The sequence below is a fragment of the Enterococcus quebecensis genome, from assembly GCF_001730365.1.
Classification (GTDB): Bacteria; Bacillota; Bacilli; order Lactobacillales; family Enterococcaceae; genus Enterococcus_L; species Enterococcus_L quebecensis.
In genome coordinates, this window is record NZ_MIKB01000012.1 from 226,924 (window position 1) to 248,022 (window position 21,099).

At 33.3% G+C, this 21,099-nt stretch carries 19 protein-coding genes; 16 read left to right on the forward strand and 3 right to left on the reverse strand.

What is annotated here, in order from left to right; translation table 11 throughout:
• Positions 1–19: 19 nt before the first annotated feature.
• Both BCR23_RS05495 and BCR23_RS05500 read right to left on the reverse strand, forming a co-directional pair.
• Positions 20–661, reverse strand: coding sequence for a uracil-DNA glycosylase (locus BCR23_RS05495; RefSeq protein WP_069634473.1), 642 nt, complete (start codon positions 659–661; stop codon positions 20–22).
• A gap of 67 nt (positions 662–728) precedes the next feature.
• On the reverse strand, positions 729–1,967 hold the full coding sequence (locus BCR23_RS05500) for an aminopeptidase (protein WP_069634474.1): 1,239 nt from the start codon (positions 1,965–1,967) through the stop codon (positions 729–731).
• A gap of 255 nt (positions 1,968–2,222) precedes the next feature.
• On the opposite strand from BCR23_RS05500, the gene BCR23_RS05505 reads away from it, so the two are divergent.
• On the forward strand, positions 2,223–2,795 hold the full coding sequence (locus tag BCR23_RS05505; protein WP_069634475.1) for a TetR/AcrR family transcriptional regulator: 573 nt from the start codon (positions 2,223–2,225) through the stop codon (positions 2,793–2,795).
• 55 nt (positions 2,796–2,850) lie between these two features.
• Here BCR23_RS05505 and BCR23_RS05510 read toward each other — a convergent pair whose 3' ends face one another.
• Positions 2,851–3,294, reverse strand: a complete 444-nt coding sequence (locus BCR23_RS05510) for a flavodoxin (RefSeq protein ID WP_069634476.1) — start codon at positions 3,292–3,294, stop codon at positions 2,851–2,853.
• Between the two features lie 194 nt (positions 3,295–3,488).
• Here BCR23_RS05510 and map point away from each other — a divergent pair, with 194 nt between their 5' ends.
• The 15 genes from map (at position 3,489) to BCR23_RS05585 (ending at position 21,081) form a co-directional block, all read left to right on the forward strand.
• Positions 3,489–4,253, forward strand: coding sequence for a type I methionyl aminopeptidase (map, locus tag BCR23_RS05515; protein WP_069634477.1), 765 nt, complete (start codon positions 3,489–3,491; stop codon positions 4,251–4,253).
• A 24-nt stretch (positions 4,254–4,277) separates the two neighbouring features.
• Positions 4,278–5,192, forward strand: coding sequence for a YihY/virulence factor BrkB family protein (locus BCR23_RS05520; RefSeq protein WP_069634478.1), 915 nt, complete (start codon positions 4,278–4,280; stop codon positions 5,190–5,192).
• A 133-nt stretch (positions 5,193–5,325) separates the two neighbouring features.
• Positions 5,326–6,462: a glycosyltransferase family 4 protein gene (locus BCR23_RS05525; RefSeq protein ID WP_069634479.1), complete on the forward strand. Its 1,137-nt coding sequence runs from the start codon at positions 5,326–5,328 to the stop codon at positions 6,460–6,462.
• Between the two features lie 224 nt (positions 6,463–6,686).
• Positions 6,687–7,469: a glycosyltransferase family 2 protein gene (locus BCR23_RS05530; RefSeq protein WP_069634480.1), complete on the forward strand. Its 783-nt coding sequence runs from the start codon at positions 6,687–6,689 to the stop codon at positions 7,467–7,469.
• Positions 7,470–8,303, forward strand: a complete 834-nt coding sequence (locus BCR23_RS05535; RefSeq protein WP_069634481.1) for a glycosyltransferase — start codon at positions 7,470–7,472, stop codon at positions 8,301–8,303. It abuts the gene before it with no gap.
• The gene (locus tag BCR23_RS05540; protein WP_069634482.1) at positions 8,304–9,014 is read left to right on the forward strand and encodes a glycosyltransferase family 2 protein; all 711 of its coding nucleotides are present in this window, start codon (positions 8,304–8,306) and stop codon (positions 9,012–9,014) included.
• Between the two features lie 128 nt (positions 9,015–9,142).
• A complete protein-coding gene (gene rfbA, locus BCR23_RS05545; RefSeq protein WP_069634483.1) occupies positions 9,143–10,012 on the forward strand; it encodes a glucose-1-phosphate thymidylyltransferase RfbA in 870 nt (289 codons plus the stop codon).
• A gap of 14 nt (positions 10,013–10,026) precedes the next feature.
• Positions 10,027–10,599: a dTDP-4-dehydrorhamnose 3,5-epimerase gene (gene rfbC / locus BCR23_RS05550; protein WP_069634484.1), complete on the forward strand. Its 573-nt coding sequence runs from the start codon at positions 10,027–10,029 to the stop codon at positions 10,597–10,599.
• A gap of 24 nt (positions 10,600–10,623) precedes the next feature.
• Complete coding sequence (gene rfbB, locus BCR23_RS05555) at positions 10,624–11,652, forward strand: dTDP-glucose 4,6-dehydratase (RefSeq protein ID WP_069634485.1); 1,029 nt, start codon at positions 10,624–10,626, stop codon at positions 11,650–11,652.
• Between the two features lie 109 nt (positions 11,653–11,761).
• Positions 11,762–12,592 (forward strand): dTDP-4-dehydrorhamnose reductase, encoded by an 831-nt coding sequence (rfbD, locus tag BCR23_RS05560; protein WP_069634486.1) that lies wholly within the window; start codon positions 11,762–11,764, stop codon positions 12,590–12,592.
• A 280-nt stretch (positions 12,593–12,872) separates the two neighbouring features.
• Positions 12,873–14,042, forward strand: coding sequence for a nucleotide sugar dehydrogenase (locus BCR23_RS05565; protein ID WP_069634487.1), 1,170 nt, complete (start codon positions 12,873–12,875; stop codon positions 14,040–14,042).
• Positions 14,043–14,309: 267 nt separating this feature from the next.
• Positions 14,310–15,110, forward strand: coding sequence for an ABC transporter permease (locus tag BCR23_RS05570; protein WP_069634488.1), 801 nt, complete (start codon positions 14,310–14,312; stop codon positions 15,108–15,110).
• Between the two features lie 2 nt (positions 15,111–15,112).
• The gene (locus tag BCR23_RS05575) at positions 15,113–16,357 is read left to right on the forward strand and encodes an ABC transporter ATP-binding protein (protein ID WP_069634489.1); all 1,245 of its coding nucleotides are present in this window, start codon (positions 15,113–15,115) and stop codon (positions 16,355–16,357) included.
• A gap of 73 nt (positions 16,358–16,430) precedes the next feature.
• Positions 16,431–19,517, forward strand: coding sequence for a rhamnan synthesis F family protein (locus tag BCR23_RS05580; protein WP_069634490.1), 3,087 nt, complete (start codon positions 16,431–16,433; stop codon positions 19,515–19,517).
• Positions 19,504–21,081: a DUF2142 domain-containing protein gene (locus BCR23_RS05585; RefSeq protein ID WP_083241894.1), complete on the forward strand. Its 1,578-nt coding sequence runs from the start codon at positions 19,504–19,506 to the stop codon at positions 21,079–21,081. The genes BCR23_RS05580 and BCR23_RS05585 overlap by 14 nt, the downstream gene beginning before the upstream one ends.
• The last annotated feature ends 18 nt before the right edge of the window (positions 21,082–21,099 follow it).

Genomic DNA, 21,099 nt, shown 5'->3' on the forward strand with positions numbered 1-21,099 from the left:
AAGTTCATAGTTAAACAAATCAAACCTTCTTCAATATGGAAGCTAAGTAAGCCCAATCCTTTTGAATATCTACTTCAAGTTTTCTATTGTAAAAAACAGCTGCAGGATGATAGATTGGAAATAATTTATATACTCTAGTAGATTCGATCAATTTATTTTCTTTTTGAGAATATTCCAAAATCGGTAACTCCAGCAATTTTCCGTGACAATCTGAAATCGTATAGTTGTTTCCCAACAATCGTTTTAAACCAGTATTTCCCATAGGAACAAGAATTTTAGGGTGAACCGTTTGAATCTCAAAATCAAGTAACGGCGCATAAGCCAACACTTCTGCTTTTGTTGGCGGTCGATTAGGGTATTTTGTTTCTACGATACCTGTTCGCTTATTCAGTTGTCTTTTTATACTGAAAGGTCTGCTTCTAACAGTACTGGTAATATAAATATCTTGTCGTTTTAAATCAGCATCTGCTAGCCAACCATCAAGTTTTTTTCCAGATTTACCACTAAATGGGATACTTGTTTTTATTTCTGTTTCTCCTGGAGCTTCTCCTACTAGCATTAACGTTGCATTTTTAGGGCCTTGTCCAGAGAGAAAGCCTTCTAAATTATGTTCAGACATTTTTTTTGTAACGGTTTCAACAAGCTTTTTTGGATACTCCAATCAGAACCTCCCCTTTCTAATCTAAAAAACGCACTGATCTACTTAATCAGTGCGTTCGTCTGTGGAATTAAGCCCAATCGCCATTACGGAAAATTGGGACACGTGTGCCATCTTCTTTGATTCCGTCAATGTTCATTTTGTTTGATCCAATCATAAAATCAACATGGGTATGGCTCCTATTTAAACCTGCGTCTACTAATTCATCTTCACTCATTTCAGTTCCACCCTGTAAGTTGAAAGCATAGGCTGAGCCGAAAGCTAAATGGTTTGAGGCATTTTCATCAAATAAGGTATTGTAAAAAATGATTCCAGATTGAGAAATAGGGGATGGATCAGGCACTAAAGCAACTTCACCTAAATGACGTGCACCTTCGTCTGTGTCTAGTAATCTTCCTAATACTTCCTCACCTTGTTCTGCTGAAAAATCAACAACTTTTCCATCTTTAAAGGTAAATTTCATACCAGAAATTGTTGTACCGGCATAACTTAATGGTTTTGTACTTGAAACGACTCCATCGACATGGCGTCTGTCTGGTGCTGTGAATACTTCTTCTGTTGGCATGTTGGCCATGAATTTTTCTCCACGTGTGTTGTCACTTCCAGCACCTTCCCATAAATGATTTTTGGGTAAGCCAATCACTAAATCTGTGCCAGGTGCTGTATAATGTAAAGCTTTAAATTGTTCTTTATTTAATTCGTCTGCTTTAGTTGCTAGTTTGTTATCATGTGCTTTCCAAGCAGCAACAGGGTCTGCTTCATAAACTCGGGTTGTTTTAAAAATTTCATTCCAGAGTGCATTTACTTGCTGCTCATTATCTTTCAAATCGGGAAAAACTTTTGCTGCCCATTCTTTACCAGCAGCAGCAACAACAGTCCAACTAACTTTATTGGATTGTGTTGCTTTCCGTAAGTTAACTAAAGCTTTTCCAGAAGCAGATTGGAAAGTTGCTACACGATCTGCGTCTACACCTGCTAAAGCGTCAGGATTGGACGAAACAACACTGATACGGCTTGCGCCTTTATTAACCCAGTCATTTGTTTGATCTATTTTATATTGAGGAACATTTTCTAAATATGTTTTATCTGCGTGTGATAAAAATTCACGTTGAATGATATCATCATTCCATTGGACAATAACTTCACCTGCTCCTAATTTATACGCTTCTTCTGTTATTAATCGAGCCAAAGGGGCTTGATCCACACTGATTTGTAAAACAATACTGTGTCCTTTTTGAACATTGACACCTGTTTCGACAATTAGTCGTGCGTATTTTTTTAATGTTTCATCAAAATTTGGTATTATCATAGAATAACCTCCTGGATTTTTGTTTACATAATTGCCAATATCATAACACGTAAAGTTTGTGAACTCAAACAATCTCACGGTATTTTGTGATTATTTAATTATAGAAAAAACGTCTCTAAAGTCCCGTCTAATCAAAGAAATAAAATAATATAAATTGAAGGACTAGTATTTTGCAGAATAAACAAATCATGTTACAATAACTTTAGTATAGATAAGAAAGCGTTGTAAAGTATAGGTAGAGGGGATTGAAAGATTATGGCAAGAAAAAAAACAATTACTAAAGATCAGATTTTAAATGCTGCATACGAAGTAGTGGCCACCGAAGGCTTTTCGAAATTCACCGCACGAAACATTGCAACCAAAATGAAATGCTCAACACAACCTATTTATTTAGAATTTAAAAATATGGACGACTTAAAAGAAGAACTCTTTGAAAGGATCCACTTATATTTGGCAAAAGAAGTATTTCCCGTTTCTCATACAGATAATACAATTGTAGATCTAGCGTTAAATTACATTCACTTTGCAAAAAATGAAAGTAAATTATATCGCGCTCTCTATTTGGAAGAGTATGGCGGCGGCAAAAGAATGCAGGAATTTTCGTATAACTATTTTTCTAACGCAGTTAAGCAAGATCCGGTTTATTCCAAATTAAATGATACCGAAATCAATTCTCTTCACATGGGAACATGGATTGTTGCAACTGGAATAGCAGCATTGATGACTTCTGGCATCATTCATCCAAGTGATGAACAAATTGAACGTTTGATGAAAGAAGCAATCGACCAGATTTTAGAGCGTAACGAACCGATTGATATTGATGGTTAAGTACATAAAAACACTCACCTTTCTCAAGAATGGGTGAGTGTTTTTATGTAACTATCTACTTTACAGCTTCTGCTAATTTTTTAGCAAATGCTTCGAGATTTTGGATATCTTCTTCTTCAGCGGCTAAGTCAACTTTTACGCTATCTGCACCTTTTGAAGCTCCAATTTTAGTAAACGCAGCATCAAAGTCATCTACCGATTTACAAAAATCATCATAGAAAGTATCACCAGAGCCACATACACCGTATGTTTTTCCAGATAAATCAATTTCTTGTAATTCTTCATAAAAATCAACGATTTCATCAGGTAATTCACCATCACCATAAGTGTATGTAGCGATAACACAGATATCTGCATCTTCAAAATCTTCAGGATCAACTTGTGTGCACTCGTTGATTTCAACTTCAATATCTAAATTTTCTAAAGCTTCAGCAACGATATCTGCGATCTCTTCTGTATTTCCAGTCATGCTTGCATAAACGATTTTAGCTAAGGTCATTAGACGTCCTCCTTTAAATAATACAACCTTGATTATATCAGAAGAACGAAGGTTGTGTAAATTACAAAAGTCGGCTTAAATAGCATAAATCAGGCAATAATTAACTAAAAAAGAATTTAACAACTACTTTTCAGTGAAATTTTCATAAATTATGATAAAATACTCTTAGTATAAAGATTAGGAGACGATAATAAATGATTACACTAAAATCACCAAGAGAAATTGAAATGATGGATGAGTCTGGAGACTTGTTGGCAGATGTCCATCGTCATTTACGTACATTTATTAAACCAGGAATAACTAGCTGGGATATTGAAGTGTTTGTTAGAGATTTTATTGAAAGCCATGGAGGCATTGCTGCACAAATTGGTTTTGAGGATTATAAATATGCAACTTGTTGTAGTATTAATGATGAGATTTGTCATGGTTTCCCTAGAAAAAAACCATTAAAAGATGGTGATTTAATCAAGGTAGATATGTGTATTGATCTAAAAGGAGCTGTATCAGATTCTTGTTGGGCTTACGTGGTAGGTAAATCAACTCCTGAGTTAGACCATTTAATGGAAGTAACAAGAAAGGCATTATATTTAGGGATAGAACAAGCTAAAGTGGGCAATCGTATTGGAGATATTGGTCATGCAATTCAAACCTATGTTGAAAGTGAAAATCTATCAGTTGTTCGAGACTTTGTAGGACACGGCATTGGTCCAACGATTCATGAAAGTCCTGTGATTCCTCATTATGGTGAAGCAGGTAAAGGACTTCGCTTGAAAGAAGGGATGGTCATCACGATCGAACCCATGGTTAATACGGGAACTTGGCGCATGAAAATGGATCCAAATGGTTGGACAGCGTATACTTTAGATGGAGGTATCAGTTGTCAATTTGAACACACATTAGCTATTACCAAAGAAGGACCAAAAATTTTGACCTCTCAAGGGGAAGAATTGACCTATTAATCAACTGAACTAGAGGAGAATTTTATGAAACTGGCGGACAAAGTAAAAAATAATGAAAACCTAATGCGTTTCATTGAAACAACACAACGACGTATGGTTGATTCTGAAATAGGGAATACATCTGTGGTTGTGGCCTATTATTTACTTTTGTCTTTGTTTCCTCTCTTGATTGCGGTGGGAAATCTCCTGCCGTATTTACATATTGATCCAAACGAAGTGTTGCCTTACATTGCTTCAGCAATTCCAGAGGCAATATTTAATGATTTGAAACCAGCCATTCAGTCACTGCTGACGCAACGTTCCGGCAGTTTGCTTTCCATCTCTGCATTAGCCGCTTTATGGAGTGCTAGTCAGAGTATTAATGCTCTTCAAACAGCAATGAATAAGGCTTTTGGTGTTGAACCGCGTAAAAATTTTGTGATTGTTCGATTGATGTCGCTATTTGTGATTGTCTTATTTTTGACAGCAATTGTCGGTGTTGTTGGTGTTTTAGGTTTAGGAAAAACGATTTTAGATACACTGCAACCGATTTTGCATTTTTCAACGGATTTTATTGAGACTTTTCAGGCATTGAAGTGGCCAATTACGTCACTTGTTTTACTTGTTATCATGTGTTTGATTTATCGGGTTGTTCCAAATGCAAAGCTAACATTCCGTTCAATTATACCAGGTGCTGTTTTTGCAACGATTGGCTGGATGTTATTGTCACAGGTTTTTGGGGTTTATATTAAATATTTCAGTTCTAAGGTTGCTGGTTATCAGATTATAGGTAGCTTTATCATCTTGATGTTATGGTTGAATTTTGCAGCAACGATTATTATTTTAGGTGGTATTGTGAATGCAGTCGTTAAAGAATATCTATCAAATGAAAAGATTCAACATCGTTATGGTTTTATTAATCGGTTAGTAGATACAATAAAAGAAAAATTAAAGAAATAGACCGAATGCTCTGATTTTGAATGAAAGAGTCTAAGTTTTGGGTTTTCTATTCAGTGAAAACACCTGTTCCAACTTGTAAATGTGGAATGATTCGGTATAATATACGATGTACATTAAGAAAGTAGGTTCATTCATGTCTATGTTTATTTATGAAATTTTCATTCGTCTTTTTCTGACGTTTATTTTATCTTTGATTGTAACGCCGATAATTAAACTATTGGCTTTTAGAATAGGAGCTTATGATGCTCCTGGTGAAAGACGAATTAATACGAAGGTCATGCCCACAGCTGGAGGATTGAGTATTTATTTTGTCTTTGCATTTTCCTGTTTAGTTTTGTTTCAGTCGATCATACCTATCGATTACATATGGCCGATAATATTAGGCTCGGGAATTGTTGTTTTAACAGGATTGATTGATGATATTTATGAGTTGTCACCAAAGAAAAAGACAATTGGTATTTTGTTAGGAGCCTTGGTCATTTATTTTGTTGCTGATATTCGGATTGATATGGTAACCTTGCCATTTTTTGGTCACATTGATTTGCGCTGGTTTAGTTTGCCATTAACTTTGTTTTGGATTTTAGCTATAACAAATGCCGTTAACTTAATTGACGGATTAGATGGATTGGCATCAGGGGTTTCGATAATAAGTTTAACAACGATAGGCGTGATTGGTTATTTTTTCCTTCATGCTAAAACGGTGTTTATTCCAATTGTGATTTTTGTATTAGTTGCTAGCATTGCAGGTTTTTTCCCTTATAATTTCTATCCAGCTAAAGTATTTTTAGGGGATACTGGTGCGCTGTTTTTAGGGTTTATGATTGCTGTAATGTCTTTACAAGGATTGAAAAATGCTACGTTTATTACAGTGATTACACCAATGATTATTTTAGGTGTACCGATTACGGATACCGTTTATGCAATCATCCGGCGCTTAATGAATAAACGTCCGATCTCTTCAGCCGATAAGATGCACTTGCATCATCGCTTACTATCTTTAGGTTTTACTCATAAAGGGGCAGTAATGACGATTTATGGTTTGGCATTGGTCTTTTCATTTGTCGCATTGTTATTCAGTTACGCCAGTAATGTTGCTTCGATTTTACTTATTGTGTTTAGTGCCATTGGTTTAGAGCTGTTTATAGAAATGATTGGATTAGTCGGTGAAAACCATCAGCCGTTAATGTATGTTTTACGTGTATTTGGAAATCGTGAGTTTCGTCAGCAACAAATAGAAAAACGATTAGGCAAGCATTCTAAGAAAAAGTAAATAATCATTGGTAATACTTGTTGAGATGTAATGCTGTGTTATAATTCATTGAATAAGCAAAATAAGAGAGTGGAACAAAACTCTGGAGGTTTTGCTCCACTCTTATAAAATAAAATTAACCGAATAACGACAAAGTAATTGTTGTTTCAAATTAGGTGTAAATATGCTAGTAAAAGAAGAATTGCTACTTTGATTTAACTTATCTATAAATGAGGGGCCAAAATATGAATGATAGAATAACGATCTCTATTGTTACTCACAATAGCCGTCATATTTTTGATGTGCTTGACAACTTGAAATGTGAATTAGGACCAGAATCAAAATATGACATACATATATTTGACAATGCTTCCGAGCAAAGTTACATAAACAGACTTGAGAGCTATGGCTCCTTTATTGTATTGCACAAATCTTCTGAAAATAAAGGATTTGGTTATGGACACAATCAGGTTTTAAAAAATGTTGCCACACCATATAGTGTCATTTTTAATCCGGACGTTTTGATTACAAAAGATGTGTTGGATAAAATGATTCAACGAATGAAAGAAGAGGAGCAGTTAGCTGCTGTCTGTCCAAAAGTATTAAATTCAGATGGAACGACACAGCATTTGGTACGCCAAAAACTTGATGTGTTCGATTATATGTTGCGCTTTGTTCCGTTTCCTTTTGTTAAAAAGTTGTTTGACAAGCGCTTAAGTTATTATGAATGTAGAGATTTACCAGATGACAAGACATCTTATATTAAGATGGGATCGGGTTGTTTAATGGTGATAGATAGTGAAAAGTTTAAGTTAGTAGGCGGATTTGATGAACGATTTTTTATGTACTTTGAGGATAATGATCTTTGTTTGAGCTTTGGACAAGCAGGATATAAGATATTATACACACCTTTTGAGACTGTGATTCATTTGTACGAAAAAGGAGCACATAAAAATAAAAAACTATTTAAAATCTTTTTACAATCTATGGGTAAGTTCTTTAATAAATGGGGCTGGAGGTTTTTTTAAGTGGAGAATAAGGTAGTCATTACAATCGTTTTATATCGAACGAACTTCTCACAAACACCTAGCTACAACCTACTGAAGAACTATATTGTAGAAAAAAAGTCAGTTTATTTGTTGCTTTATGATAATAGTGATAAAGCACAAGATAATGAATTGTTTGATCAAGAAAATGTTTGTTACATCCATGACGAGACGAATCCGGGGCTAGCAAAAGCTTACAATGCTGGAAACCGATACCTTACAGAAGTTAAGGGGGACATAATGTTATTGCTAGATCAAGACACTCTATTGGATGAACGGTATCTTGAGAAGCTTTTATGTATGTCGTTAGATATAGCTATAGGAGCGTATGTTCCGATTGTAAGTTCTCATGGTAGGCAGATATCACCTGTGTTTTCTGACAAATATATTGGTCGTCAATCAGAGTTACCTACATCAGGCAGCTATTCAAAAATGATCATGAGTATTAATTCAGGAACGGCATTACCTAAAGAAACATTAAAAAGTATTGGTATGTTCAATCTAGATTTTCCGTTAGATTTTTTAGACCATTGGCTTTTTTGGAAGATTTATCAATTACATAAAAAAGTTTGTGTATTAGATTATCATTTAGAGCATGATTTATCTGTGTTGGATTATCGCAGGGTTAATAGTCAAAGATATGAGTCCATTATTCGTGCTGAAACATTATTCTATCAAAAATATGATCAGGATAAGTTACTTGTTCACAGAAAACATCTGTTTTTAAGAACAATCAAACAATTTTTACGTGTGAAGAACAGAAAGATTTGGCGTCGTACGTTTCTGGAATATCGATCACTGATGAAAGGAAAATAAATGATCTCAGTTTGTATTGCCACATATAATGGAGAAACATACCTAAGGGAGCAGTTGGATAGTATTTTACTCCAATTAGGAGCGGAGGATGAGTTGATTATATCTGACGACGGATCTGGAGACGGGACGATAGATATAATCAATAGTTATGCGGTTGAAGATTCTCGGATAAGGTTTTTTAATGGGCCAGGTAAAGGTGTAATTGCTAATTTTGAATTTGCGATTGCTCAAAGTCAGGGAGAATTTATTTTTTTAGCAGATCAAGATGACGTCTGGCTTTCAGAAAAAGTTCAAACAACACTGAATTTTTTTGAAAATCATCCTAAAATCGATTTAGTAATCAGTGACTTAGTAATTGTTGATGAACATTTAGAACCGATTGAAGCTTCCTATTTTGATTATAGAAAAGTTAAACTTGGATTTCTTCATAATATAGTGAAAAATAAATATATTGGTGCAGGAATGGCTTTTCGCAGCAATCTTAAAGCAAAAATTTTACCAATCCCAGCCGATGTACCTATGCATGATATGTGGATTGGTTTGATTGCAGCATATAAGAATAAAAGCGGGTTGATACCACAACAGCTTACCTTATACCGTAGACATGATAATAACGCCAGTGAAATCAAGACTAAAGCTAGTTTTATTCAACAGCTAAAGTGGCGATATGTGCTGATTAAAGCGCTTGTGAAGCGTGGTGTGCTAAAATAAAATGAGAATTATTTTACAGTTATGTAAAATAGTTTGAAAAGACATGACAAGTTATAATGATAATGAGATAATGTTTAGTGACAAGTTCGACTAAACTGAAATAAATAATTTTAAAGGAGTTTTTTAATATGAAAGGAATCATTTTAGCTGGAGGAAGTGGGACTAGATTATACCCATTAACAAAGGCAACATCTAAACAATTAATGCCGATTTATGATAAACCAATGATTTATTATCCAATGTCAACGTTGATGTTGGCAGGTATCAAAGAGATTTTAATCATCTCAACACCTGATGATACACCTCGTTTTGAAAGTTTGTTTGGCGATGGGAAAGACCTTGGAATTCGAATTGAATATGCTGTACAAGAAAGCCCAGATGGACTAGCTCAAGCATTTATTATCGGAGAAGAATTTATCGGAGATGATAGTGTTTGTCTGGTTTTAGGTGATAATATTTATTATGGTGGCGGTCTATCTAATATGCTACAACGAGCAGCCGCAAAAGAAAGTGGCGCAACAGTTTTTGGATACCATGTGAACGATCCTGAACGTTTTGGTGTTGTTGAGTTTGATGGTAACATGCAAGCTCTTTCTATTGAAGAAAAACCAACTAAACCAAAATCAAATTACGCAGTAACTGGTCTTTATTTTTATGACAATGAAGTGGTTGAGATTGCGAAAAATATTAAGCCTTCTGAACGTGGAGAGCTAGAAATCACTGACGTGAATAAAGTCTATCTAGAAAAGAATAAGCTATCCGTTGAATTGATGGGTCGAGGTTATGCTTGGCTAGATACAGGGACGCATGAATCACTTTTAGAGGCATCTACCTTTATCGAAACAATTGAAAAACGTCAAAATTTAAAAGTTGCTTGTTTGGAAGAGATTGCTTACCGAATGAATTACATCTCGAAAGAGCAACTAGTTGAATTAGCACAACCATTGAAGAAAAACGGCTATGGACAATATTTGTTACGCTTAGCGGAAACAGAGTAGGGGCGAATAATAAAATGAAAGTTATTGATACAAAATTACAAGATGTAAAAATCATTGAGATGGATGTCTTTGGAGATCATCGTGGATTTTTTACTGAAAGTTATTCTAAAGAAAAATTTGCTGAACATGGATTGAATTTTGATTTTGTACAAGATAATCATTCTCTTTCAAGTGAAGCAGGTGTGTTACGCGGACTGCACTTTCAAAAGGGTGAAGCGGCTCAAACAAAGCTGATTCGTGTAGTAACAGGAGCGGTGCTAGATGTGATCGTGGATATCCGTAAAGGCAGCCCAACTTATGGACAGTGGGAAGGCTATATTTTGTCAGAGCATAACCACCGTCAATTATTAGTACCTAAAGGCTATGCTCATGGTTTTGTAACCTTAACGCCAAATGTCAACTTTATGTATAAGTGCGACAATTATTATAATGCGCCAGCAGATGGTGGGCTTGCCTTTGATGATCCGAATTTAGCAATTGACTGGCCGATTGATATCCAAAAAGCAATTACGTCTGAAAAAGATAAAAATCATCCGACATTAAAAGAATTTGAATCAGAAAATCCATTTATTTATGGTGAAATCTAAGAATATTTAGGAGAGACCTTAAAGATGAAAAAAATTATTGTTACTGGTGGAGCTGGATTCATCGGATCAAACTTTGTCCATTATGTAGTGAACAATCATCCAGAAGTTCATGTAACTGTATTAGATAAATTAACTTATGCGGGAAATGAAAAAAATCTTGAAGGATTGCCGACTGATCGTGTTGAATTAGTTGTTGGTGATATCGCCGATGCAGAATTAGTCGAACGTTTAGTTAAAGAGACAGATGCGGTGGTTCATTATGCGGCTGAATCTCATAATGACAATTCTTTAAATGATCCATTTCCATTTGTGCAAACAAATATTATTGGAACGTATACACTGATCGAAGCATGTCGTAAACATGATGTTCGTTACCATCACGTTTCAACTGATGAAGTTTACGGTGATTTGCCGTTACGTGAAGATTTGCCAGGACATGGGGAAGGTGAAGGAGAGAAATTTACAGCTGAAACTCCTTACAATCCGTCAAGTCCATACTCTTCAACTAAAGCAGGATCAGATTTGTTAGTAAAAGCTTGGGGACGTTCTTTCGGGTTGAAAGCGACAATTTCAAATTGTTCGAATAACTATGGCCCTTACCAACATATTGAAAAATTCATTCCACGCCAAATTACGAATGTTTTAAGTGGAATCACCCCTAAATTATACGGTGCTGGTAAAAATGTTCGTGACTGGATCCATACCAATGACCATTCTTCAGCAGTTTGGACAATCCTAACTAAAGGACGTCTGGGAGAAACATATCTGATTGGTGCTGATGGTGAAGAAGACAATAAAGCGGTTATGGAATTGATGTTAGAGTTGATGGGTCAACCAAAAGATGCTTACGAACATGTAAATGATCGACCAGGTCATGATTTACGTTATGCAATCGACTCTACAAAATTACGTGAAGAATTAGGTTGGGTTCCAGAGTTTACTAACTTCCGTGATGGTTTAGCTGATACCATTAAGTGGTATACAGAGAATGAAGATTGGTGGTCAGCAGATAAAGAAGCTGTGGAAGCCAATTATGCGAAAAATGGCCAATAAATCTATATAACTGAGTTTCTGGGACCAATCTTAGATAAACAGTTTGATTGAAATAATCGTTTATGAGGCAGGAGAAGTCCTGCCTTTTTTCTTGAAGGAGGAAATAGCAATGATACTTTTAACTGGTGGTAATGGACAGTTAGGAACAGAATTACGTCATTTATTGGACGAGCAAGGATTAGAATATGTTTCAACAGATTCAACAAATTTGGATATCACGAATGCGGAACAGACAATGTCATTTATCACTGATTTGAAGCCTGAACTGATTTATCACTGCGCAGCATACACGGCTGTGGATAAAGCAGAAGATGAAGGCAAAGAGTTAGATGAAAAAGTAAATGTAGATGGAACACGCAATGTGGTTAATGCTGCAAAAGCAGTGGATGCTGTGTTGGTTTATATCAGTACTGACTACGTATTTGATGGTACAAAAAAAGAGGATACATACAAAGTAGATGATCAAACAAATCCTCAAAATGAATACGGTCGAACTAAATTATTAGGTGAACAAATTGTTCAAGAGTCGATGGAAAAATACTATATCATTCGTACTTCTTGGGTCTTTGGTCAATATGGACATAATTTTGTGTTCACGATGCAAAAGTTAGCTGAAACTCGTGATCAATTAACTGTAGTTAATGATCAGTTTGGTCGTCCGACTTGGACCAGAACATTAGCTGAATTTATGGTATTTGTGATTAAAGAAAAAGCGCCATATGGTGTTTATCATTTATCAAATGACAATAGTTGTAGTTGGTACGACTTTGCTAAAGAAATTTTAAAGAATACTGATGTACAAGTATTACCAGTGGATTCCAGTAAATTTCCGCAAAAAGCAATTCGACCTAAATACTCTGTGATGGATCTCAGTAAAGCTAAAGCACTAGGGTTTGAAATACCTACTTGGCAAGTAGCACTGGAAATGATGTTGAAATAGTTGATAATAGTTTTTGGCTTCGGGGAATAAAAGAAATCTATAAAAACTATTTTTTAAATTTTTGTAGATTTCTGAAGAAGCTATTTTGAAATCAAGGAATCGTGTATTTATTTTTTAAAGAGAAAGAAAAACATTTTTTTGGTTTATTCTTTTCTTTTTTACATAGCTGTTATGTTAATTAAATATAAGGGAAAGTCATAGTATCTTTTATTTTACTAGTATCTAAGTTATAATTATTAAGTTGAAATCATGAAATGATATTGATTGGAGGAAATGCAAAATGAAAAAAATTTCTATATTCGGTTTAGGATATGTTGGACTCGCTAACGCGTTATTGCTAAGTCAAAAAGAGCAAGTGAAGGCGTATGATATTGTTGATGAAAAAATTGATTTATTAAATAAAGGTATCTCTCCTCTAGAAGACAAGGAAGTACATGCTTTTTTAGGCAGGAAAGATTTGAATGTCGAATTTGTGAAAGATTTTGAAGAAGCTGTTAAATTTGGGGAATACCTGATTATAGCAACTCCAACTGATTATAATGAGGAAAAAAATTATTTTGATACTTCCACCGTTGAAAATGTTATTGAACAAGCTCTTGCTATTCGAAAAGATGCTGTATTTATTATAAAATCGACTGTTCCAGTTGGGTATACGGAGACTTTAAAGAAAAAATATCAAACGGAGAATATTATCTTTTCTCCTGAATTTTTACGTGAAGGTAAAGCGTTGTATGATAATCTTTATCCATCAAGAATTATTGTTGGTGAATGTTCCAAACGTGGTGAAGAAATTTCAACAATGTTTTTAGAAAACACAGTTGAAAAAAATGCTGAGGTATTACTGACCCATGCTACAGAGGCAGAAGCAATAAAATTATTTTCTAACACATATTTAGCGCTTAGGGTAGCTTATTTTAATGAGTTGGACACGTATGCTGAGGCAAGAGGATTAAATGCAAAACAGATTATCGAAGGCGTTGGCTTAGATCCAAGAATCGGATCTCATTATAATAACCCTTCTTTTGGTTATGGCGGTTACTGCTTACCTAAAGATACAAAGCAATTACGTGCGAATTATGATAAAGTACCGAATAATATTATTGGTGCCATTGTGGATGCAAATACAACTCGAAAAGATTTTATTGCTGAGCAAATATTAGCTAAAAAACCTAAAGTAGTAGGGATTTATCGTTTAACGATGAAAGCTAACTCAGATAATTTCAGGTATTCTTCCATCCAAGGGATTATGAAACGTTTGAAAGCAAAAGGAATAGAGGTTATTGTTTACGAGCCGAATTTAGCAGAGGAAGAGTTCTATAATTCTAAAGTGGAGAAAGATTTAGAAACGTTTAAACAAACTTCTGATGTCATTGTGGTAAACAGAATGGAAGAAGCATTATTTGATGTTGAAGAAAAAATTTATACAAGAGATATTTTTAAAAGAGATTAATAATAATGAATATAGTAAAAATAAAAGGCTAGCTTTTCGATGAGGAAATTTTATTTTTCTATCGGTACTAGATTGACTATTTTAGATATAGTAGCATTGAACGAAAAGATTTAGTATAATAAGCGAATTAGCAATTTTAGTTCCATCACACGCAAGCAAATTTGTTTTTTTACTAGGCTGTGTTAGTAAGTTTTTTTATGATCTATGACAATAAAAGTATCAACGTTGTCATTCTTCAAAAACTGATATTTGAGGGAGAATTTATTAATGTTTGAAAAAAAGAATCGAATCTTATTGAAAGAACTGGTAAAAACTGATTTTAAATTAAGGTATCAAGGAAGCGTTATTGGTTATTTATGGTCAGTCTTAAGGCCAGTAATGCTATTTGCGGTCATGTATATAGTGTTTATTTATTTTCTGCGTTTTGGAGATGATGTTCCTCACTTTGCGGTAGCTTTACTTTTAGGTCAAGTCTTATGGGGATTCTTTAATGAGACAACTAATTTAGGTATGGTGTCAATTGTTAATAGAGGAGATTTATTAAGAAAACTCAACTTTCCAACCTATATAGTTGTTGTGGCCGTTTCAATAAATGCCTTCATTAATTTGATAATCAGTCTAGTTATTGTTTTTATCTTTGCTCTGATCAATCAAGTTGATTTATCCGTATTTGGATTCTTGGCACCACTTCTTTTCATTGAATTATATGCATTTTCATTAGGAATTGCATTTATCTTGGCTACAATTTATGTAAGATTCAGAGATATTGGTCCAATATGGGAAGTTCTTTTGCAAATAGGTTTGTATATGACTCCAATTATTTATCCAGTGACATTAATTATTCAAAGAGCAGATGTTAGAATTGCAAAATTGTTATTGTTAAATCCAATGGCTCAGATGATTCAGGATATGCGATACTGGTTCACAAGTCCTGTTAATGTTACAGTATGGCAATTGATTGATAATAAATTTATTATGGTCATTCCATATATCATACCTTTTATCGTACTGATATTTGGCTTTTTAATTTTTAATAAAAATTCTAAGAAGTTTGCGGAGATTCTTTAATTATGAAAAATGAAGTTGCAGTAAAAGTAGATAGTATAAGCAAAAGCTTCAGACTTCCAACTGAAAATACGACAAGTCTGAAGCGGACAATTGTTAATTATTTTCAAGGAATTAAAGGGTATAGAGAACAAAGAGTACTCAGAGATATTTCTTTTGAAGTTGAAAGAGGAGACTTTTTTGGCGTTGTTGGACGAAATGGTAGTGGTAAATCTACATTATTAAAAATCATTTCTCAAATCTATGTGCCAGAGCAAGGCAATGTTGAAATCAATGGTAAATTAGTTTCATTTATTGAATTAGGTGTTGGTTTTAATCCAGAGTTATCTGGAAAAGAGAATGTCTATTTGAATGGAGCCTTATTAGGTTTTTCAACGGCTGAGATTGATGACATGTATGATGATATTGTAGAGTTCGCTGAACTTTCCGATTTTATGAATCAAAAATTAAAAAATTATTCAAGCGGAATGCAAGTTCGTTTAGCTTTTTCAGTTGCGATTCAATCCAAAAGTGATATTTTGGTTTTAGACGAAGTATTGGCTGTTGGTGATGAAGCTTTTCAGCGTAAGTGTAATGATTATTTTATGCAGGCTAGAGAAGACAAGAAGACAATTATATTAGTGACACACTCAATGGATGCAGTCCGTAAGTACTGTAATAAAGCAATGATGATCGATAAAGGTGAAGTGAAGATTATTGGAACACCAGAAGATGTTGCTAATCAGTACTCTCTATCAAATGTTATGGAAACTGGTGCTGCAACTGTCATTGAAGGATCTAATGATGAAGAACAGGAAACAGAAACAGAAAAAGAAAAAGAAGAAGAAACAAAACTGATTGAAAATTTACAGGTAGAATTACTTTCTGAAACCATTATTGATAATGACAATTCCTTAGTTGAATTTACCGTTTCTTATGATGTTATTGACAATATGAGAACGTATGTGGCATTTTCAATGGTAGACATTGATAGAAATGTTTGGATATATAACGATAATTCATTTGATGAAATGACTTCAGGTAAAGGTACGAAACAATTACGATATAAATGTAATTTGAACAGCATCAATGGTTGTACGATAAAATTAAATGTCTCAATTCGTAACGACGATGACGAACCTTGTGCATTTGCAGATAAGGAAAATTCGCCAGTAATTATTGTGGCTAAAAAAGATAACATGAGTAAAAGTGAACGGATTTCAAGTAGTGGGATTTTAAAAAGAAATGGTTCTTGGCTATCAGAAAAGTAATCATTTGTTATGTATGAAGTTCCGAAACATATTTTAAAAATATGATAAAACTTAGGTAAAGGTGAAGCTGACATTGAAAGATTTAGTATCTATTATTATAACTTGCTATAATCATGAAAAGTATATTGCGCAATGTCTGAACAGCGTTTTTTCGCAAACTTACAGCAATATAGAACTTTTAATTATTAATGACGGATCAACAGATGATTCCAGTCGAATTATTACAGAACTATTGCCAAGTTCGCCCTATGAAAATACAGAGTTTCTTTCTCAAGAGAACGCTGGTATTTGTTTTGTCAGAAATCAAGGTCTTGAGTGGGCTAAGGGAGAATTTATTTTATTTGTTGATAGTGATAATTATCTGGATAATGATTATGTCGAAAAACTGATTTCTACAGCACAGAATGAACAGGCAGATATTGTTTATACAGATTTATTTGATGTTGATGCAAATGATGTATTTATGGAAGCGAAAGAATTCGATTTAGAATCTTATTTATCGTCGAATTATATTGATAATTGTTCTTTAATTCGAACGTCAAAAATTAAAGATAGCAGATATGATATAGAACTAAATCGGAAAAAATTAGTTGATTACGATTTTATCATGAATATGATTTTAATGAATGGTGCTGCACCAAAAAAATGTCATGATGCCAAATTGAATTATCGTGTATTAAATGATTCAATTTCAAGGAAAGGTAATCATGTATCCGAAAGGTTTTATTTTGAAGTTTATTTGTATATTTTAAGTAAATATATCAGTAAATTCCCTATGCAAGTTATGGGAGCAGTTAAAGAGAACATCCTTACATTGTCAGATAGATTAAGTGATCTTATCCAACATTTGGAAGAAGTGACAAATCATATTCATAATCAAGAGCATAATTTAATTAACCTTTCAGAACAAATTGAAGAGTTGAATAAAGAAATCATTATTAGAACGAATGAGCAGGAGCAAGTAAATTTAGAAAAACTAAAATTAGTAGATGAGAATACAATGATGGCAAATACCAATCAACATTTAACTAACGTAGTATCAATGTTGGAAGTAGAAAAAAATCAAATCTTGAATTCTAAATCCTTTAAAGTTGGTAATTCTATAATCAAACCACTAAAATTAGGAGCAAAAATTTTGAGAAACCCTCGATTGATTGGTAAAGGGATTCGTAAAACAAATAGATTCCTAGTAAGAAAGACAAAACAATTGCCTAGTCCAAAGACAATTCTCCTCAAACAAGTAAGAGACAGTCAAAGAAAGAAAAATAATTATAATCACCCCAGTAGAGTATTGATTTTTGTAATCTATGAAGATCAAGAGAGACTTCAACGATATAAGTTGTTTTTTTTAAATGCTCTTGCTGAAATTGTTGATAACGTTTTGATAGTTGTAAATGGATCTTTACCAGAAAGTGATATTCAAGAGTTATCAAAAATAGGTCACGTTGAATTAAGAAGCAATCAAGGGTACGATACTGCTGCGTTTCGATATGGAATCAACTATTTTGGAAAAGAACAATTAATCAAATATGATGAACTGTTATTAGTTAATGATACGAATGTCGGACCAATTGGTGATTTTTCACCCGTATTTTCTAAGATGGCTGAAAAAAAATTAGATTTTTGGGGAATTTCATATGGTGAAGAACAAAATGATTTTACTCAATATAACAAGTATGGTTTTATACCTATTCACTTGCAATCTTACTTTTTAATTATTGAAAAATCTTTGTTAAACTATAATGGATTTTATGACTATTGGGCTAGTTTAGATGATACTGATTCAAGAAATAAAGCAATAGGCAAACATGAAACAGTCTTTACTAAACATTTTGAAGATTTAGGGTTCAAACACGGAGCACTCAATGAAAATAATGAGGATAGTCCGATGTATATCCATCCTTTGAAAATGGTAAAAGAAGGTGTACCGTTAATCAAGTATACTGCTTTTTCTAACTATAATAATGATAAGTTTGCTTGGCAAGGATTACTTAGAGAAACAGAGATTCCTGATTTGATAGAATATATAAAATCAGAAACAAGCTACCCAATAGAAATCATTGAGCAGATTATGGCTGATATTAAAAATAAAAAAGCAAAAGAACATATATTGATTATTGATGGAGTGGAAAATGCGATTCCTCAATTGACAAAATATCGAGTTCAAAATAAAATAGAACAATTAGAATCTTTAGGGTATGATGTTTGGAGTGTAAATTTGTCTTCTTTTCAAATGGGTTATGCAGAGCATGCAAGTCATATCGTCATTTATCGTGCGCCGCTTGATAATAAGTTAATTGATTTAATTCATTTGGCTCGTAAGTATAATAAGGTCGTTTTATATGATATAGATGATTTAGTGATTGATACTCAGTATACAGATCAGTTAACATATGTTAAGGAACTGCCAGCATCTGAAAAACAAAATTATGATAATGGTGTGATTAGTTATGGAGAGATGTTAAAGCTATGTGATGGAGTCGTTACTTCAACGCAAAAAATGCAAAGTGAACTTCTTAACTATAAAGATCTAGTATTATTAAACAGAAATTTGGCGAATAAGGAATTAGTTGAATTAAGCCAAAAAGTAATGAAAAATTACGATGAACCAAATGAAATAGTAAAAATAGGTTATTTTTCAGGTTCTATTACGCATAATGAAAACTTTGAATTGGTGAAGGATGCTATCATAAAATTACTAGAAAAATATGATAATTTAGAACTTCATCTAGTTGGACACCTGGATCTTCCAGATGATATGAAACCTTTCAGTAGTAGAATAAAAACACACCCGTTTGTACCATGGCAAAAACTACCCCAATTAATTAGTGAAGTTGATATTAATATAGCTCCATTAGTAAATTCAATTTTTAATGAAGCGAAGTCGGAAATAAAATGGATTGAAGCTGCTTTGGTAAAAGTACCTACGGTTGCCAGTAATATTGGAGCATTTAAAGAAATGATTATAGATGGTGAAACAGGAATTCTTGTTAATGATGCAGATTGGTTTGAAAAGTTAGATCGCTTAGTTCAAACTTTGGAAGATAGAAAATGTATAGCTACAAAAGCCTATGAATATGTTCTTAAACATACAATTACAGTGAATCATGAAGATGAACTGACCAAATTTTTAAGGAGTCAAAATAATGAATCTAATTAAGGAAAATTTTGAAGAATTAAGGCGAAATAAAAAGTTGTTTTTACTTTTCACTATTTTTCTGATTTTTGGTCAATTTTTATTACAGTATAAATTTGCTATATGGCCAAAATTGTATATGGGATTAGCTGTACTCGCTTTTGTAATGTTATTATCCTTTTGTCGATTAAGTGATAAAAACAAAATATCTCGGAATGCCTTCATACTCATAGCAGTTATGGGAATATTAAATGCGTTTATAATGCCTATTAGACAAAATTTGGATGAAAATACGCATTATTATCATGCATTAGAGGTTGCGGATGGAAAAATAAGAAATCAAACCAACGAAAAAAACTTTTTAATGGTTTCACCAGATTTTCTTGGAGTTGCAAAACTGCCAAGTAAGCCTGAATATAAAAGTTTATTAAATACTAATTTATATAATCAAGAGTTTCTTCAATTAGAACATATCCCTTCAAATTATGAAAAAGAACTTTTAGATGTATCTGGATTTAATAATCCTGCGTATATTCCAAGTGCACTAGGGATAGTTGCGGGTAGACTGATTAGTGACAAAGTTGCAGTTTCTTATTATTTAGGTCGAATTTTTAATTTACTATTCTATGCATTTTTAGTTTGGGCTGCTGTTAAAACCAGTCGGAATTATAAACTACAGATTTTTGTAACAGCAGCAATACCATATACCCTTTGGATTTCATCGGGATTTACCTATGATAATTTATATTATGGTTTAATTTTGCTGGTATTAGCACAGATCACCAATTTTCTAAGTGGAGATAAAAAAGTTACTTTCAGTAATGTAGTCAAGTATAGTTTTACTTGTTTAGGATTAGTATTTTGTAAGGCACCAACTATTTTACTTATGTTATTACCACTATTTTTACAAAAAAATAACTATAAAAGTCCACGAGAATGGTTGAAGGCAGTATGTACTATCATGTCCTTTTTGTTCCTAGGTTTTTTGTGGCTAGTACAAAATATGCTGTTTAAATTTTTTATGCCAGGAAGTCATTCGGCAGATCAAATCATCGAAAATACATCAAGTGGTGGGAGATTATCCTATTTTATCAACCATCCAGTATATTCTGTCGAATTGATATTAAGAGGTTTTTCTGATGTAGTTGTAACAATCTTTGAGTCGATACAGAAACCACAGCCATTCTTTATGCAAGCTGGATTTCTAGGTTTTACAAATATTATTGTGTTTATTGTGTTATTTGTATTAATAACTTTACAAGTGAAGTTTCAAGTAAATAAAATTTTTGTAAGAATGCTTTTAGCTATTTTTTCTATAATTACTTTAGGAATAATTTATGCAATTACTGGAGATCCAAGAGTCTTTGAAGTTGGTGATTTACATGTCTCTGGAGTCCAAGGGAGATATCATTTTTACATGTTGGGATTTGTACCACTGCTCCTGGCGCCTGTAATTAAAAAACCTCATTTTGCAGTTAATAATTTATTTTCTAATTTTGATGAAAATAAAACACAGTTGTTTGTTATGAAGTTAGTATTTATAGTTACAGTGCTTAATTCTTGTGTTGCTTTATATGGATATTTATAAAATGTGAGGAATCTTATT